Annotated in this window: 18 protein-coding genes and 1 riboswitch; all 18 genes read left to right on the top strand. The window is 53.0% G+C overall.

Features of this window, described 5'->3' with window-relative positions:
- The first annotated feature begins 276 nt into the window (after positions 1–276).
- Positions 277–1,473 carry an FtsW/RodA/SpoVE family cell cycle protein gene (locus MHH78_RS05015; protein ID WP_341166786.1) on the top strand — a complete coding sequence of 399 codons (1,197 nt, stop codon included), beginning with the start codon at positions 277–279 and terminating at the stop codon, positions 1,471–1,473.
- A gap of 107 nt (positions 1,474–1,580) precedes the next feature.
- A complete protein-coding gene (gene spoIIR / locus MHH78_RS05020; protein ID WP_341166787.1) occupies positions 1,581–2,372 on the top strand; it encodes a stage II sporulation protein R in 792 nt (263 codons plus the stop codon).
- 775 nt (positions 2,373–3,147) lie between these two features.
- Positions 3,148–4,272, top strand: a complete 1,125-nt coding sequence (locus tag MHH78_RS05025) for an L-threonylcarbamoyladenylate synthase (protein ID WP_341170281.1) — start codon at positions 3,148–3,150, stop codon at positions 4,270–4,272.
- 78 nt (positions 4,273–4,350) lie between these two features.
- On the top strand, positions 4,351–4,500 hold the full coding sequence (locus tag MHH78_RS05030; RefSeq protein ID WP_341166788.1) for a hypothetical protein: 150 nt from the start codon (positions 4,351–4,353) through the stop codon (positions 4,498–4,500).
- Between the two features lie 146 nt (positions 4,501–4,646).
- Positions 4,647–5,243, top strand: coding sequence for a manganese efflux pump MntP (locus MHH78_RS05035; protein WP_340827646.1), 597 nt, complete (start codon positions 4,647–4,649; stop codon positions 5,241–5,243).
- Positions 5,244–5,318: 75 nt separating this feature from the next.
- Positions 5,319–5,906 (top strand): low molecular weight protein arginine phosphatase, encoded by a 588-nt coding sequence (locus tag MHH78_RS05040; RefSeq protein WP_036721738.1) that lies wholly within the window; start codon positions 5,319–5,321, stop codon positions 5,904–5,906.
- Between the two features lie 49 nt (positions 5,907–5,955).
- A riboswitch (ZMP/ZTP riboswitch) is annotated at positions 5,956–6,039 on the top strand.
- A gap of 137 nt (positions 6,040–6,176) precedes the next feature.
- Positions 6,177–6,782, top strand: a complete 606-nt coding sequence (locus MHH78_RS05045; RefSeq protein WP_076084560.1) for a TIGR01440 family protein — start codon at positions 6,177–6,179, stop codon at positions 6,780–6,782.
- Positions 6,783–6,840: 58 nt separating this feature from the next.
- A complete protein-coding gene (gene glyA, locus MHH78_RS05050) occupies positions 6,841–8,088 on the top strand; it encodes a serine hydroxymethyltransferase (RefSeq protein WP_076084548.1) in 1,248 nt (415 codons plus the stop codon).
- Between the two features lie 421 nt (positions 8,089–8,509).
- Positions 8,510–9,139, top strand: a complete 630-nt coding sequence (upp, locus tag MHH78_RS05055) for a uracil phosphoribosyltransferase (RefSeq protein ID WP_036721735.1) — start codon at positions 8,510–8,512, stop codon at positions 9,137–9,139.
- 64 nt (positions 9,140–9,203) lie between these two features.
- Positions 9,204–10,379: a non-hydrolyzing UDP-N-acetylglucosamine 2-epimerase gene (gene wecB / locus MHH78_RS05060; protein WP_036721732.1), complete on the top strand. Its 1,176-nt coding sequence runs from the start codon at positions 9,204–9,206 to the stop codon at positions 10,377–10,379.
- A 164-nt stretch (positions 10,380–10,543) separates the two neighbouring features.
- Complete coding sequence (locus tag MHH78_RS05065; RefSeq protein ID WP_076084545.1) at positions 10,544–10,777, top strand: ATPase F0F1; 234 nt, start codon at positions 10,544–10,546, stop codon at positions 10,775–10,777.
- The gene (locus tag MHH78_RS05070) at positions 10,770–11,147 is read left to right on the top strand and encodes an ATP synthase subunit I (protein WP_036699219.1); all 378 of its coding nucleotides are present in this window, start codon (positions 10,770–10,772) and stop codon (positions 11,145–11,147) included. Before MHH78_RS05065 ends, MHH78_RS05070 begins: the two co-directional genes overlap by 8 nt.
- A 29-nt stretch (positions 11,148–11,176) precedes the next feature.
- Positions 11,177–11,944, top strand: coding sequence for a F0F1 ATP synthase subunit A (gene atpB, locus MHH78_RS05075; protein ID WP_341166789.1), 768 nt, complete (start codon positions 11,177–11,179; stop codon positions 11,942–11,944).
- A 106-nt stretch (positions 11,945–12,050) separates the two neighbouring features.
- Positions 12,051–12,263, top strand: a complete 213-nt coding sequence (gene atpE / locus MHH78_RS05080) for a F0F1 ATP synthase subunit C (RefSeq protein WP_036699216.1) — start codon at positions 12,051–12,053, stop codon at positions 12,261–12,263.
- A gap of 97 nt (positions 12,264–12,360) precedes the next feature.
- Positions 12,361–12,849 carry a F0F1 ATP synthase subunit B gene (atpF, locus tag MHH78_RS05085; protein WP_036721727.1) on the top strand — a complete coding sequence of 163 codons (489 nt, stop codon included), beginning with the start codon at positions 12,361–12,363 and terminating at the stop codon, positions 12,847–12,849.
- A complete protein-coding gene (locus tag MHH78_RS05090) occupies positions 12,846–13,397 on the top strand; it encodes a F0F1 ATP synthase subunit delta (protein WP_341166790.1) in 552 nt (183 codons plus the stop codon). The genes atpF and MHH78_RS05090 overlap by 4 nt, the downstream gene beginning before the upstream one ends.
- A gap of 11 nt (positions 13,398–13,408) precedes the next feature.
- Positions 13,409–14,920, top strand: coding sequence for a F0F1 ATP synthase subunit alpha (gene atpA / locus MHH78_RS05095; protein WP_341166791.1), 1,512 nt, complete (start codon positions 13,409–13,411; stop codon positions 14,918–14,920).
- Positions 14,921–14,991: 71 nt separating this feature from the next.
- Positions 14,992–15,861 carry an ATP synthase F1 subunit gamma gene (gene atpG / locus MHH78_RS05100; protein WP_076084536.1) on the top strand — a complete coding sequence of 290 codons (870 nt, stop codon included), beginning with the start codon at positions 14,992–14,994 and terminating at the stop codon, positions 15,859–15,861.
- The last annotated feature ends 13 nt before the right edge of the window (positions 15,862–15,874 follow it).

Here is a 15,874-nt window from a genome sequence, read left to right on the forward strand (position 1 = left end):
ATAATAAAGCCCGCGCATTTAGGGAAGCTGGATGCTTCATCCATACCGGAATTCTTCGTTAACGAAGGGTTCCGGTATTTTTTTGCAAATGGACGGCAAATCCGTTTCCACCTGGGCTGACATACTTAGAAGGAGGGCGTAGTGGGTCAGCTATGCAGAAATAGAAAAATTGAATAAATGCTCCCAATTGCATTACAATGGAAATTAGTGGATTGCAGCCTGGGATGGCTACAGCGGGCGGATTCCTAATACGGAGAGGTTGAGGGGTATATCCTTATGTTGCAGAGAATCAAAAGAATAGACGGCAGCATTGTGCTTATTTTGATTGTGCTGATGGGGATCTGTATCTTCTCCATTTATAGCGTGACTCATGGAAGAGACGGCCTGGATGGTATGCATATCACCATGCTGAAATATTATGCGCTGGGGTTTATCGCGTTTATCCTGATCACCCTGTTCGATTACCGCCTGCTGGTGCGGTATGGACTCTATATTTACATCGCCGGGATCGGGATTCTGCTGTCGGTCAGCTTTTTCGGCAAGGTGAAGAACGGTGCCCAGGGCTGGATCGGTATAGGAGATTTAAGCATTCAGCCGGCGGAGCTGTTCAAGCTGATTTTGATTGTTTTTCTGACCACCATGCTTGTCCGTAAAAATAAAACCAGGCTCCAGTTCTGGCGCGATGTCGTGCCGCTGGGTCTGATTGCATTCATGCCGTGCGCGCTGGTCATCGTCCAGAATGACCTGGGCAATGCGCTCAGTTATATCGTAATCCTGCTTGGCTTGCTATGGATCGGGCGTATCAAATTCTCGCATGCGCTGATCGGTCTAGTTGTCGCGGGCGGAGCGATTCTGGGCTTCATCCTGTGCTATATCAACTATCACGAGCAGACGGTTGATTTCATTGAGAAAACGCTGGGCCGGGATCACTTCGTCAGCCGGTTTGATCCTTGGCTCGTGCCTGAGCTGGCGAGCAGCACGGCGAGCTATCAGACGAAAAATGCCCAGACGGCGATTGGCTCCGGGGGCCTGAAGGGAGAAGGCTATTTGGAGGGCAGCTCCGTACAGAGCAACCGTGTGCCGTATCTGTATTCGGAATCGATTTTTGTGCAGATTGGGGAAGAATTCGGCTTCCTGGGCGCAGCGGCGCTGCTGATGCTCTTTTTTATCCTGATCCACAGATTAATCCTGATTGCCCTAGAATGCAAGGACCGTGGCGGGCCGCTCCTGATTGTCGGGATTGTGGCGATGCTGCTGTATCAGATTCTGGAGAATATCGGTGCGATGACCGGACTGATGCCGCTGACCGGCATTACCCTGCCGTTCATCAGCTACGGCGGAACCTCGCTGCTGATTAATATGGCCTGTATGGGAATTGCGATGAGCGTAAGGCTCTACGGGCAGGATGTGGAGGATGATCTCCCTCTGCCGCAGCCGGACACGAAGGGCAAATCCCTTTTGTCCAAAAACTAGGCAGCCGCTGTCTCTACTTCATAAATCATAGATTAATAGGTTTGCAGTCTCTCATTCCTGGACATACTGGGAACATAAGAGGTTCAAAGGGAGAGGGGCTGCGGAAGATGGAGGATTATAAGCTGGAACGAGGGGATTCCCTGCGAATTACCTTTAAGTATACTGCCATTTTAATTTGTTTTTTTATGATTCTGATGATGGCCTGGGAAGGCCAAAAAAGCGATGCTGCCGTAGCAGAGGTATCCATCCCGCAGGAGTCGATCCGCCTGCGTATTCTGGCGAATTCGGACGGCACCGGGGATCAGCTGGTCAAGCGCCAGATTCGTGACCGGATCGTGGAGCAGATTAATCAGTGGGTGGCCGGGCTGGAAGATCCGCAGAGTCTGGAGCAGGCCCGTGCCCTGATCCGTAATCATCTGCCGGAGCTGAATGAGCTGGTGGGCAGAGAGCTGGCGCAGCGCGGGATTGAATACGGCTATCAGGTGGAGCTGGGCACGGTTCCTTTTCCGACCAAAATGTATGGCGGACGGGTCTACCCAGCCGGAGAATACGAGGCCGTCCGGGTCACGCTTGGATCAGGCAAAGGGCAGAATTGGTGGTGTGTGCTGTTTCCGCCGCTCTGCTTCATCGATGCAGGAACCGGGGATGCTGCGGCTGCGGAACCGGCTGCTGCGAAGGCGGAGGCCAAGGGTGCGGCTAAGGTTTCAGCCAAGGCTTCGGGAGACGGTGCGAAGGTGAAGGCGGCGGATGGAACAGCGCAAGGTGCAGTATCCAGTCTCTCGAATTCTGCTAACAAGGAAGGAAGTTCGGGTGATACTGCTGAGGCACCGAAGGTGAAGTTCTTCGTGTGGGAGCTGCTGAAGAATATCTGGAGCTGGATCTGCGGGCTGTTTGCCTGAATGTCCTGAAAAGCATGGCGTAAACGTATATTGGATTCTACAGTTTTTGCGCCGGATATGGTACGATGATTGCAGAACTTGAGCAGAGGCGGCTCCACCTGAGGGGGCCGTTTTTGAGTGTAGAGGAAACTATTGTTTCCTCCTGTTGTGGACAAGGTGCCTAAAACCGAATGCCATAAGCTGGCATAGGGCCTTATGGACCAAATGTATGTGAAAAACAGCATACATTGTGCTGGCACAGGAGGCGAATGCCCGAATGTATGTGAAAAACAGCATACATTATGCTGGCGTGAAGGAGTATGGCCCAAATGTATGCCAAAAACAGCATACATTGGCTACCATGCAGGCATATGTGCCAAATGTATGTGGAAAACAGCATATATTATGCTGACATGCAGGCGCATGGGCCAAATGTATGTGGAAAACAGCATATATTATGCTGACATGCAGGCGCATGGGCCAAATGTATGTGGAAAACAGCATACATTGTGCTGACACGCAGGCGCATGGGCCGAATGTATGTGGAAAACAGCATACATTGTGCTGACGCGCAGGTAATCCCATTCATCCGGTAGGATGATTTTGTTCCGTAATAATTCAATCAGAAAGCTAGTGATGATAGATGACAGAAGATAAGCATTCACCATTCGCGGCCCAGCGCCGCAGCGGTCATATAGAATCCACCCTGTACTGGAGCCTTGCTTCCGGGAAGGAGGGAACGGATGGCGGAACGGAGAGTTCTGACGGTTTGCCGGTGAGCACGAGTGACCTGGGCATGATCTCGGAAGCGGCAACGCTGCTGCGGAGCGGGGAGACAGTGGCCTTTCCGACGGAGACGGTGTACGGGCTGGGCGCAGATGCGCGGAACACCGCAGCGGTAGAAGCGGTATTCGCAGCCAAAGGCCGTCCCTCCGATAACCCGCTGATCGTTCATATTGCCCGGCGGGAGGATCTCGGTCGCCTGGTGACGGAGGTGCATCCGGTGGCCGAGGCGCTGATCGATGCGTTCTGGCCCGGCCCGCTGACGCTGGTGCTGCCGGTGCGTCCCGGCGTCCTCTCGCCGCTGGTGACGGCGGGTCTGGATACGGTTGGCGTGCGCATGCCGGATCATCCGGTGGCGCTTGCGCTGCTGCGCGCGGCGGATTGTCCGGTTGCTGCGCCTAGCGCCAACCGCTCCGGGCGGCCGAGTCCGACGCTGGCCGCCCATGTGCTGGAAGACCTCGCCGGATATATCGGCGGGGTTCTGGACGGCGGCGCGGCCGGGGTCGGCCTGGAGTCGACCGTGGTGCAGGTGCAGCCGGACGGGACGGTAGCCGTGCTCCGTCCCGGGGGCATCACCACCGAGCAGCTCGCGGCGGTGACCGGCACTGAAGCGGCCGCAGCGGAGCCGGCCGCCGGGGCGGACACGCCTGCCGGTGCATCCGGCGGCGGGTCCGTGCCTGTGCCGCCGGCAGCCGTGCCCGGCGGCGGCGAAGCCGGCGCTGCTGCGCAGGCGGCCGCAGGCAGCAGCCCGGCGCCGCGCGCGCCGGGCATGAAGTACACGCACTATGCCCCGCGCGGCGCGCTTGGCATCGTACGCGGCTCCTCCGCGCAGCGCGTGGCGGAGACCGCCGCAGGGCTGCTGCAGGCGGCGCAGCGGGCGGGCGAGATCACGGGCCTGCTCCTCTTCGAGGAGCATAGGGCCCTGTATCCCGCCGACCCGGCCGCCTGCACGGTGTCTCTCGGCTCGCTGTCCTCGCCGGAGGAGGCCGCCCGCTTCCTGTATGCCGCCTTGCGGCGCTTCGATGAAGCGGGGGCCACGTACATTCTGGCCGAGGCCTGCCCGGTCACGGGCCTAGGCGCAGCCATCATGAACCGGCTGATGAAAGCCGCTGGAGAATCAGTGATCGACGCCGGGTAGTCAGTTGCTGTTAGGATGGTATGGACCATGTCCTCCTTCTAAGACTGGAACTCATAAGATTAACGTGGAGGTGCTGCTATGAGTGGAAAGGATCAGGAAGCCGATCAGAACAAACTCAGAGAGCTTGAACGGCAACTGAAGGAACGCGATCGGCAGCTGGCCGAGATGGAGGAAGAGTTGGCCATCCTCAAAAAGGCAAAGGAATACTTCGACAAACCCGAAAAATGAATTTTCGGTTAAATTGATACACCTGATTTTACGCAGGCCATGGCCCTTCGCCCCCGCCCTGCCATCCACCCCACAGTCATGAATACCATCTTGTCCGCATATCGTTGTTGTACAAGAACTTACGGACTCAGGGTGGAGGGTTATTCATGGGCTGGGACGGAATGGTTGGGGGCTGGGGGGGAATACATGGGGGCTGGGGCCAGATAGTAACAGTGGCCATTATGGCAGTTGCGCTGGGGATGGATGCGTTCTCGCTTGGCGTGGGCATCGGGATGAGGGGCATCCGTCTGCTGCATGTGCTGCAGCTTAGCCTGCTGATTGCTTTTTTTCATGTGCTGATGCCGCTGCTGGGCTTGTTCACGGGCAGCTATGTCGGGCATTTACTGGGACAGGTTACCACCTATGCTGCCGGAGGCCTGCTTGTTCTGCTGGGCGGACATATGGTGTTCAACTCCTTCCGTCAGGACGACGGCGGCAGCAGCCGGCAGATGGATCACCGGACAGTGTGGGGCATGCTGCTGATCTCGCTCAGTGTAAGTGTGGATTCTTTCTCGGTCGGGGTTTCGCTTGGGATGTTTGTGAATAGTATTATTCTAACCGTGCTGGCCTTCGGTGCCTGTGGCGGTGTTATGTCCATTACAGGGCTGCTGCTGGGCAGGCGGGTGAGCCGGGGCCTCGGAGAGTACGGGGAAGCGCTGGGCGGAGCCATTCTCCTGGCGTTTGGCTTGATGTTCATCTTTTGATACAATAACGGCAATACCCATAATTTTTAAGCTTGCTTCATACCGAAATTATAATGTTTACCGGAGGTGGAAAGGTTGCTGCATATTTTATTTGTCTGCACAGGTAATACCTGCCGTAGTCCCATGGCCGAAGGGCTTCTGCGGAAGCTTGCGAAGGAGCGGGGCATTCATGTGGAGGTGCGGTCTGCCGGAGTTTCTGCTGTCCCGGGTACTTCCATATCCAGACATGCTGCGGGCATTCTGCAGGATGAAGGGATTCAGGACCGCATCGTATCCTCACAGCTGAACGGGGAGGCAGTGGCTTGGGCCGATCTGATCCTCACCCTGACAGGAGCGCATAAGCGGCATTTGCTGCAATATTTTCCTGACGCCGTTACCAAGACCCATACCCTTAAGGAGTATGTCCAGACGCAGGAATCCGTGAACGCCGATATCCGGGAGCTGGACAGCTTGTATGCAGATGCGGAGCTGAATCTGGCCCTGGGCACCGAGCCGGATGCTGCGGCTATGCAGCGGATGATTGAGATCCGCCAGCGTATCCCCAGCTTCGATATCAGTGATCCGTTCGGCGGCTCGCGTGAAGATTACGAGCTGGCGGCTGCCGAGATCCGTACGGCGCTGTACAGTCTGCTCGATAAGCTTGAATCGCTGAGACGGCTTTGAAGTGGTTGATTTTTTGCCGCCAATCCCTTAAGATGTAATAAATATGATCCGGTTCCGGTGTAACTGGCGACAAGTGTGGATGAAACCACGATGGAGCACCTGGAATAAACGGCCGGTCGCCTGGGCAAAAGAGCACATCCGCAGTTCAACCTGCGGACTGCTCTTTTTTGTTTAAAAGTTGCATCTCCATGGAAATCAGAAACGGTTGAAGGGGGCGGTAAGATGGAGGAAGTCCTGAAGCAGAAGTCAGGGGATGACCGCTTATCCGGTATGGCGGCTGCAGAGCAGCAGCTAACGGGCGGCGGGGAGCTTTCTTTGGCCGCAGCCACTGCTGCGGTAACGCGTGAACTTGCAGTAGCGGGCCAGCTCGGTCCGGGGAAGATCATGGTCGTCGGAGCCAGCACAAGCGAAGTGGCAGGGAAGCGGATTGGGACAGGCGGTGCGCTGGAGGTTGCGCGGCAGCTGCTGGAGGGGATTACGCAGATTGCGGATGAATTTGGTTTTCACCCGGTCTATCAATGCTGCGAGCATTTGAACCGTTCGCTGGTGATGGAACGCGCTCTGCTGGAAGCCCTTGGTCTCAGAGAGGTGTCGGCTGTACCCATTCCGGGGGCCGGAGGCTCTATGGCTGCAGCGGCCTACCAGTCCATGACAGATCCGGTACTGGCAGAGACGATTGAAGCTCATGCCGGTATAGATATCGGGGAGACCCTGATTGGCATGCATCTGCGCCGGATTGCCGTACCTTACCGGCCTAGCCTGCGGTATATCGGGGCTGCCCGGGTAAATGCCGCATGGAGCAGACCGCCGCTGATCGGCGGGGAACGGGCCGTGTACCGCACGCCTGAGACTAGCGGTTCCGTGAATTGTGACTGAAGTGAGAGGTTTTAACTAACACCACATAAATCAGAGTTACAGGGAGGAAATTAGAAACATGGAACAATTGCGTAAAAGTGACCCGGCAGTATTGGAAGCGATGGGCCTCGAACTGAGCCGCCAGCGTGCGAACATTGAACTTATTGCCTCAGAGAATATTGTAAGTGAAGCCGTCATGGAGGCCATGGGCTCCGTGCTTACGAACAAATACGCCGAAGGTTATCCCGGCAAGCGTTACTACGGCGGCTGTGAAGATGTGGATATCGTAGAGAACCTGGCCCGGGACCGTGCCAAGGAGCTGTTCGGTGCAGAGCATGCCAACGTGCAGCCGCATTCCGGCGCACAGGCTAACATGGCTGTATATCTTGCTGCCCTTAGCCCTGGCGATACAGTACTGGGTATGAATCTGGCGCATGGCGGCCATTTGACCCACGGCAGCCCGGTGAATGCTTCCGGAATTCTGTATAACTTCGTGGCTTATGGCGTACAGGAGGATTCCTTCCTGATCGATTATGATGAAGTGCGCAAAGCCGCCTTCAAGCACCGTCCCAAAATGATCGTTGCCGGTGCGAGCGCGTATCCGCGTACGATTGATTTTGCCGCACTCGGTTCGATTGCAAATGATGTGGGCGCTCTGTTCATGGTCGATATGGCCCATATTGCCGGTCTGGTGGCTGCCGGTCTTCACCCGAATCCGGTTCCTCATGCCCACTTCGTCACTACAACTACGCACAAAACCCTGCGCGGTCCGCGCGGCGGGATGATTCTGTGCAGACAGCCATGGGCTGCCGCGATTGATAAAGCAGTCTTCCCTGGTTCCCAGGGCGGACCTTTGATGCATGTGATTGCGTCCAAAGCCGTATCGTTCGGTGAGGCGCTGCAGCCTTCATTCAAGACTTATGCCGAGAACGTAGTTAAGAATGCCAAGGTACTGGCAGAGACCCTTGTTGGTGAAGGTATTAATATTGTATCCGGTGGAACCGATAACCATCTGATCCTGCTTGATACCCGCAACCTGAACATTACCGGCAAGGTTGCTGAGAAGGTGCTGGATTCCATCGGAATTACAGTCAACAAGAACGCGATTCCGTTTGACCCGACTAGCCCATTCGTAACCAGCGGTATCCGCATCGGCACACCGGCTGTTACTTCACGCGGTATGGATGAGCAGGCTATGGTTACAATCGGCCGGATTATTGCTACTGTCCTGAAGAACCCGCAGGATGAAGCTAACTTGACTCAGGCGGCCCGTGAGGTAGCCAAGCTGACTGAACAATATCCGATTTACCCTGGATTGCAATACTAATCAGAGTCCTCTAATAATCGCCTTTGCGTACCCGGTTCCGCCGGAAGTACGCAAAGGCTTTTTATTTGCTGCGTTGCTGTTACATAATGTTCACAAATAGCTGCTGAGAAAACGAATGAATTATGTTGAAAATTACATGAAAGTTCATGGAACTTTCATTAAAAGTAGTGAAAGAACTGTGAATAGTATTAAAAGCGCTTAATCGTACAAACTAAGCTTTGTTTTATATCCAGAGAGGTGGCTATATTGCCTTAAGCTTCCATGGGCTGGGAATCTGCAGGAAGCAGGACGACTCGCGGATCTGTCTATCTGTAGGTGAAAAGCAGTCTTGGTGATGATATAATAGATAGGATTTAGCCACCTGAGAAGCCAAGTGCTTACTTTGGCTATAAATAAGACTTACAATTACCGGAGGGACAACATGGGAAAATTGGTGATTTGCGATCATCCATTGATTCAGCACAAATTGACATTCATTCGCGATGTGCGGACCAACACAAAAGACTTCAGGGAGCATGTCGATGAAGTAGCAACACTTATGGCTTATGAGATTACACGTGATATCCCGCTGGAGACCATTACGGTGCAGACGCCAGTGCAGGAAACGCAGAGCAAGGTGATTTCGGGAAGAATGCTCGGACTGATTCCGATTCTGCGCGCCGGTCTGGGGATGCTTGAAGGTGTCCTGAAGCTGCTTCCTGCAGCCAAGGTAGGCCATGTAGGCCTGTTCCGTGATCCGGACACCCTGCAGCCGGTGGAGTACTACATTAAGCTTCCTACGGATGTCCAGGAACGTGAGCTGATCGTAATCGATCCTATGCTGGCTACAGGCGGCTCTGCCATTGCGGCGATTACCTCGCTCAAGAACCGCGGCTGCACCCAGATCAAGATGATGAACCTGATTGCTGCCCCGGAAGGTGTTGCTGCTGTACAAGCTGCTCATCCGGATGTGGATATCTATGTTGCAGCGCTTGACGATCATTTGAATGATCACGGATATATCGTTCCGGGCCTCGGAGATGCCGGGGACAGACTGTACGGAACCAAGTAAGAAGCACAGATAATAATAGTACGAACCCAATATACCGCGGTTTTCAGAAGAGAGGGAAGGGCTTATGTCCAAAATTAAAGTAATGACGATTTTCGGAGTGCGCCCCGAGGCAATCAAGATGGCGCCTCTGGTTCTGGAGCTGAACAGACATCCTGAGCAGATTGAATCGATTGTTTGTGTAACTGCGCAGCACCGGGAGCTGCTGGATCAGGTGCTTGAGGTGTTCAAGATTACCCCGGATTATGATCTGGACGTAATGAAGGACCGCCAGACGCTCAATGAGATCACGATCCGGGTGCTCGAAGGCCTGGAGCCGGTGCTCCGCGAAGTGAAGCCGGACCTCGTGCTTGTACATGGCGATACCCTGACCACCTTCCTGGCCAGCTATGCGTCTTTCCTGCAGCAGATTCAGGTTGGGCATGTGGAAGCAGGTCTTCGGACATGGAACAAGCTTTCGCCTTATCCGGAAGAAATGAACCGTCAGCTGACAGGCGTGCTTGCTGATCTGCATTTTGCTCCGACCCATTGGTCAGCGGGCAACCTGAGACACGAGAACAAAAAAGAATCAAGTATTTATATCACAGGCAATACCGTAACTGATGTGTTTCAATATACCGTACAGCCGGACTACCGGCATCCGGTCCTTGATTTTGCTTCAGGAAAAAGACTTATTTTGATGACGGCGCACCGCAGAGAATCCCAAGGCGAACCGCACCGTCATATTTTCCGTGCAGTCAAAAGAATCGCTGATGAATTTGAAGATGTAGCCATTGTGTATCCCGTGCACCCGAGTCCGGCAGTCAAGGAACCGGCGCATGAGATCCTCGGCGGACACCCTAGAATCAAGCTGATTGATCCGCTGGATGTCGTTGACCTGCATAACTTTTATCCGCATACCCACCTGATATTGACCGATTCCGGCGGCCTGCAGGAGGAAGCTCCCTCCTTTGGAGTTCCTGTGCTTGTGCTGCGTGATACAACCGAGCGCCCGGAAGGGATCGAGGCCGGAACACTGGAGCTTGTGGGAACGGACGAGGAGAAGGTGTATCAACGGACACATGCTCTTTTGACCGATCAGAACCTGTATCAGTCGATGAGCCGGGCCGCCAACCCGTATGGAGACGGCAAAGCCTCCGAGAGAATTGTCAATGCGATTTTGCACCATTTCGGAGCTGCTGAAGAACGTCCAGAAGAATTTCACACAATGTTCACAAATGATAAAACAGGGCAAGACAACTAATATACTAAGGTTAATAAAAGCAGCATACAGTTAAACTGTACGGTTTATATGGTTTTGGTGTATTTTGCTGTGATTATTTTCATATTTTCATGCGATTTTGGGCAATTTTCTGTGAATTGACAAAGAGTCTGGATATTCAGTAAAATTAGTTGGGATTGTAGCCTATGAAGGAACCAAAGAATGAGCCTGGACTGGGGCGTACGGCTCTAGTACTCGGGGGTGCGGGCAGCTTGCTCACCGCTTACATTGTAATAGGCTTTTTTGTGGCAAAGTGGCTGCGCAATCTGATGGACGGACCTGCCTTTTGGCTGGCTATCGGAACAATTACCGGGTTGATTCTCGGAGTTGTGAATGTTGCTTTGCTAATCAAAAATTTTTTGGGGGAGCAAAATGGATAATATGACTCCCGTAATCAATATCGTCACCAGGGTGACAGTAATTATTATGGCAGGATTGGTAATGGGGTGGGCTCTCCATCATGAGACCCGTGCAGTTACTCTGGGAATGACACTCGGCTTGCTGGCAGGACTGGTTAATTTTCGTTATCTAGCCCTTAAGGTCAGAAGAGTGACAGCAGCGGTGGCGAAGCAAGGGAAAAGCTCCTTCAGCCTTGGTTTTGCTACAAGAATCAGTTTTGGAATTCTGGTGACCATGTTCTCAGTCAAATACGAACATTTCTCGCTGGAGGCAACGATTATCGGCCTGTTCATCCCCCAGCTTCTGGCTATTCCCGTGGGGATATATCTAGGAATCAAGAATAAGCTGTAGCCATACTAACGAGAAAGGGGGATGATACTATGCACGAAATGCCTTTAATCTATGTTGGCGGAATACCGATTGACCTGTCTGCTGTGCTAATGCTGGTAATCAGCTCGGTGATAGTGTTCGTACTGGTCATGCTGTCCGTCCGCAACCTGTCGGTTGAGAATCCGTCCAAGCTTCAGAATTTCATGGAATGGGTTGTCGAATTTGTACAGGGACTAATCAGCAGCGCCATGGATTTGAAGAAGGGAAAGCCTTACATATCACTGGGATTGACGCTGATACTGTTTATCTTCGTCTCCAATCTCCTTGGTCTGCCGTTTTCCTTCATTACAGAAGCGCATGAACCGGTCTACATTTTTGGACATGTTATTGAAGCGACCAAGAACCTGGCCGATGGCGCGCATGCTGAGATTCTGTGGTACAAATCGCCGACTGCAGATATCAACGTAACCGCAGGACTTGCGATCGTTGTGTTTGTACTCATGAACTACTTAGGCATCAAGCTGAACGGCAAGCATTATTTCAAACATTACATTGAGCCGTTTCCAATTTTCTTGCCGCTGAACATCATTGAGAACCTGGCGAAGCCAGTGGCGCTTGCCATTCGTCTATTCGCTAACATTTTTGCCGGCGAGGTTCTGATTACCGTCATTCTGAAGCTGGGACTGTTCAGTATTCCGTTCCTGGCCATCTGGCAGGGCTTCAGTATCTTTGTCGGGGCGCTTCAGGCCTTTATCTTTACGATTCTGACGATGGTCTACATCGCACAGATGACGATCCACGAGGAAGAAGCGCATTAATAAGCTGCCGTGAGGATAGCGGCAGCTGCCGGAACACTCTTCGCGGGAGATTTTATATTATTAAGACATTACAAAAAGAACCGAAATTAAAGGAGGATATTTACAAATGGAATTTTTAGCAGCAGCAATCGCGGTTGGTTTGGGCGCACTCGGCGCAGGTCTGGGTAACGGTATGATCGTCAGCAAGACAGTGGAATCTATCGCCCGTCAGCCGGAAGCACGTAACGCACTGCAGACAACAATGTTTATCGGTGTAGGTATCGTGGAAGTTATTCCTTTGGCCGCTACAGTTATCGCGTTCCTGATCATGTTTACTTAATAAACCGTTTTTACGGTTTGGCGGGGAGGGCAAGTGCCATCCGCGCCTTACTTTTGTATATGTCCGCAAGCCGCGGTAACGGAAGGGAGTGACCTCAGTGGATATCATTTGGACCAATATAGTGTTTTCTATTGCTGCTTTTGTAATTCTATACTTCCTGCTCAGCAAATTTGCCTTCAGCAAGCTGTTCGGAATTATGGAGAAGCGCCGCGAAATGGTGCTGCAGCAAATGGATGAAGCAGCCAAGACCAGAGAGCAGGCGGTCGCTTATGTAGAAGAGCAGAAGCAGGCCCTGCAGCAGGCGCGCCAAGAGGCACAGGCTATCATTCAGCAGTCCCAGGCTACCAGCAACAACCAGGTTGACAAGATTCTTGAGCAGGCCCACGTGGAAGCTAGCCGTCTGAAAGACGAAGCGGTCCGTGACATTGAGAACGAGAAGAACAAAGCGGTAGAAGCGCTGCGCAGCGAGCTGGGCACAGCCTCGGTCCGCATTGCCTCGAAGCTGCTTGAGAAGGAAGTTGCAGCTGACGGCGAGCAGGAACAGCTTGTTGATCAATACCTCAAAGAGGTAGGAGGCCGATCATGAGCCGCGACACGGTAGTTGCCGGGCGCTATGCCAAAGCCTTGTACAGTGTAGCGGTGGATGAAGGCATTACGCTTCAAGTGGAGGAACAGCTCAAATTAGTGGTCGAAGTGCTTCATAATGATGCAGAGGTGAAACGGTTTATCCTGGCACCCCGCATCTCGCAATCCGACAAGCTGAATGTGCTGCGCGCGACACTTCAAGGTAAAGTCTCGGAAGCCGTACTGAACACGGTAGAGCTATTGGTAGAGCGGGGCAGAACCGATATTTTCGAAGAGTTGCTTGCCAAGTATATCAAGATTGAAGGGGATGCTCTTGGCATTGGCTACGCTACTGTCTATTCCGCTTATTCCCTGAATCAAGCTGAACAGGATAGTGTTGCGGCTGAATTCAGCCAGCTTACTGGCCGTAAGATTCGTGTAACCAATGTGGTCGATACAAGCCTGCTCGGCGGACTGAAGGTCGTCATCGGCGATACGCTGTATGACGGAAGTCTGTCCGGTAAGCTTACGCGTCTTGAGAAATCCTTTAATGATAAGCAAAGAAGATAGGGGTGAGGATATTGGGCATCAGACCTGAAGAGATCAGCACTTTGATCAAAAGTCAAATTGAGCAATATAAAGCCGATATCGAAGTGGCCGAAATTGGCACCGTCATTCAAGTCGGCGACGGTATCGCCCGTGTCTACGGTCTGGAAAACGCAATGGCAGGGGAACTGCTGGAGTTCTCCAACGGGGTAGTGGGCATGGCGCTTAACCTGGAAGAAAGCAACGTCGGTGTTGTTATTCTGGGTGAATACAAAGAGATCCGCGAAGGCGATCAGGTTAAACGTACCGGTCAGATCATGCAGGTTCCGGTTGGCGAAGCCATGCTGGGCCGCGTAGTGAATGCACTGGGCCAGCCGCTTGACGGCAAGGGACCGATCGCTACTACAGAATTCCGTCCGGTTGAACATAACGCGCCGGGGGTTATCGACCGCAAGTCGGTACACGAACCGATGCAGACGGGGCTAAAAGCAATCGATGCCATGGTGCCAATCGGCCGCGGACAACGCGAGCTCATCATTGGTGACCGTCAGACAGGTAAGACTGCGATTGCAATTGATGCGATTATCAACCAGAAGGGCAACGGGATGAAGTGTATCTATGTTGCTATCGGACAAAAACAATCTACTGTTGCACAGGTAGTAGAAACCCTCCGCCGTCATGGCGCGCTGGATTACACTATCGTTGTAACCGCGTCGGCTTCCGAGCCTTCTCCGCTGCTCTATATTGCTCCGTACGCAGGTTGCGCTATGGGCGAATACTTCATGTACAAGGGCGAGCATGTGCTTGTAATCTATGATGACCTGTCCAAGCAGGCTTCGGCTTACCGCGAATTGTCCCTGTTGCTCCGCCGTCCGCCGGGCCGTGAAGCCTTCCCTGGTGACGTATTCTATCTGCACTCCCGTCTGCTGGAACGTGCGGCCAAGCTTAGCGATGCGCTTGGTGGTGGTTCATTAACCGCGCTGCCATTCATCGAAACACAGGCTTCTGACGTATCGGCTTACATTCCAACGAACGTAATTTCGATCACAGACGGCCAAATCTTCCTTGAATCCGACTTGTTCAACTCCGGTCAGCGTCCGGCAATCAACGTAGGTATCTCCGTATCCCGTGTAGGGGGTTCCGCACAGATCAAAGCCATGAAGAAGGTCGCCGGTTCCCTGCGTCTGGATCTGGCTCAATACCGTGAGCTTCAAGCCTTCTCCCAGTTCGGCTCCGATCTGGACAAATCAACGCAGGCCCGTCTGAACCGCGGTGCGCGTATGATGGAGATTCTGAAGCAGGGTGTGAACCAGCCGCTTAGCGTTGAACATCAAGTGCTTAGTCTGTACACCGCTGTCAAAGGACATCTGGATGATATTCCTGTCAAGGACGTTAAGCGTTTCGAGAAGGAATTCCTGGCCTTTATCGACAGCAGTGCAACTGAAATCCTGAAATCCATCGCGGATACCAAGGATCTGACAGTAGACAACGAAGCAGCGCTCAAGGATGCCATCGAGAAATTCAAAAGAGGCTTTGCTACAAGCTAATATATAGAGTTTACCGTTTATGCTTACGAAGTTAGCTTTGACATACGTCAAAGCTCAGAGGTGGTGAAATCATGGCAAGAAGCATGCGCGATATTAAACGTCAAATTAAGAGCGTTCAGAACACCAGACAGATCACCAAAGCGATGGAGATGGTCGCTGCATCCAAGCTGCGCAAGGCGCAGGAGAAGGCGGAAGCAGCCCGTCCGTATTCAGAGAAGCTGAAAGAGGTCGTCTCGAGTATTGCTGCCGGTACGCAGGATCTCCAGCACCCGATGCTGGTCAGCCGGCCTGTCAAAAAAACAGGTTATCTGATCATCACCTCGGACAGAGGTCTTGCCGGCGGCTACAATGCGAATATTCTGCGTAAAGTAACGATGCTGATCGCAGAACGCCATAAGTCCAAGGATGAGTATGCGCTGTTTGTGATCGGGCGCAAAGGCCGTGACTTTTTGCGGCGCCGTGAATATCCCATTGTAGAAGAAATCACCGAGCTGTCCGATACCCCGAAATTTGCCGACATCAAGTCGATTGCCTATTCGGCGGTTAACCAGTTCGAGACAGGCGTCTATGATGAGATCTACATTTGCTACAACCGGTTCGTTAATGCGATCAGCCAGGTTCCGACTGTAGACAGACTTCTGCCTATGGAAGGCGTTGGGGAAGGCGGGCATCACGGAGCATCTGCTGCTTATGAATATGAGCCTTCACCTGCAGGCGTGCTGGAGGTTCTGCTTCCGAAATATGCCGAAACTTTAATCTATGGTGCTCTTCTGAACGGCAAGGCCAGCGAGCTGGGAGCCAAGATGACAGCGATGGGCAGTGCAACGAAGAACGCGTCAAAAATGATCGGAGAACTTAGACTTACGTACAACCGTGCCCGTCAGGCGGCCATTACGCAAGAAATTACCGAGATCGTGGCTGGTGCGAACGCGCAGTCTTAATATGAGTGGGCTT

The organism is Paenibacillus sp. FSL H3-0333, assembly GCF_038002805.1.
GTDB classification, from domain to species: domain Bacteria; phylum Bacillota; class Bacilli; order Paenibacillales; family Paenibacillaceae; genus Paenibacillus_AQ; species Paenibacillus_AQ silagei.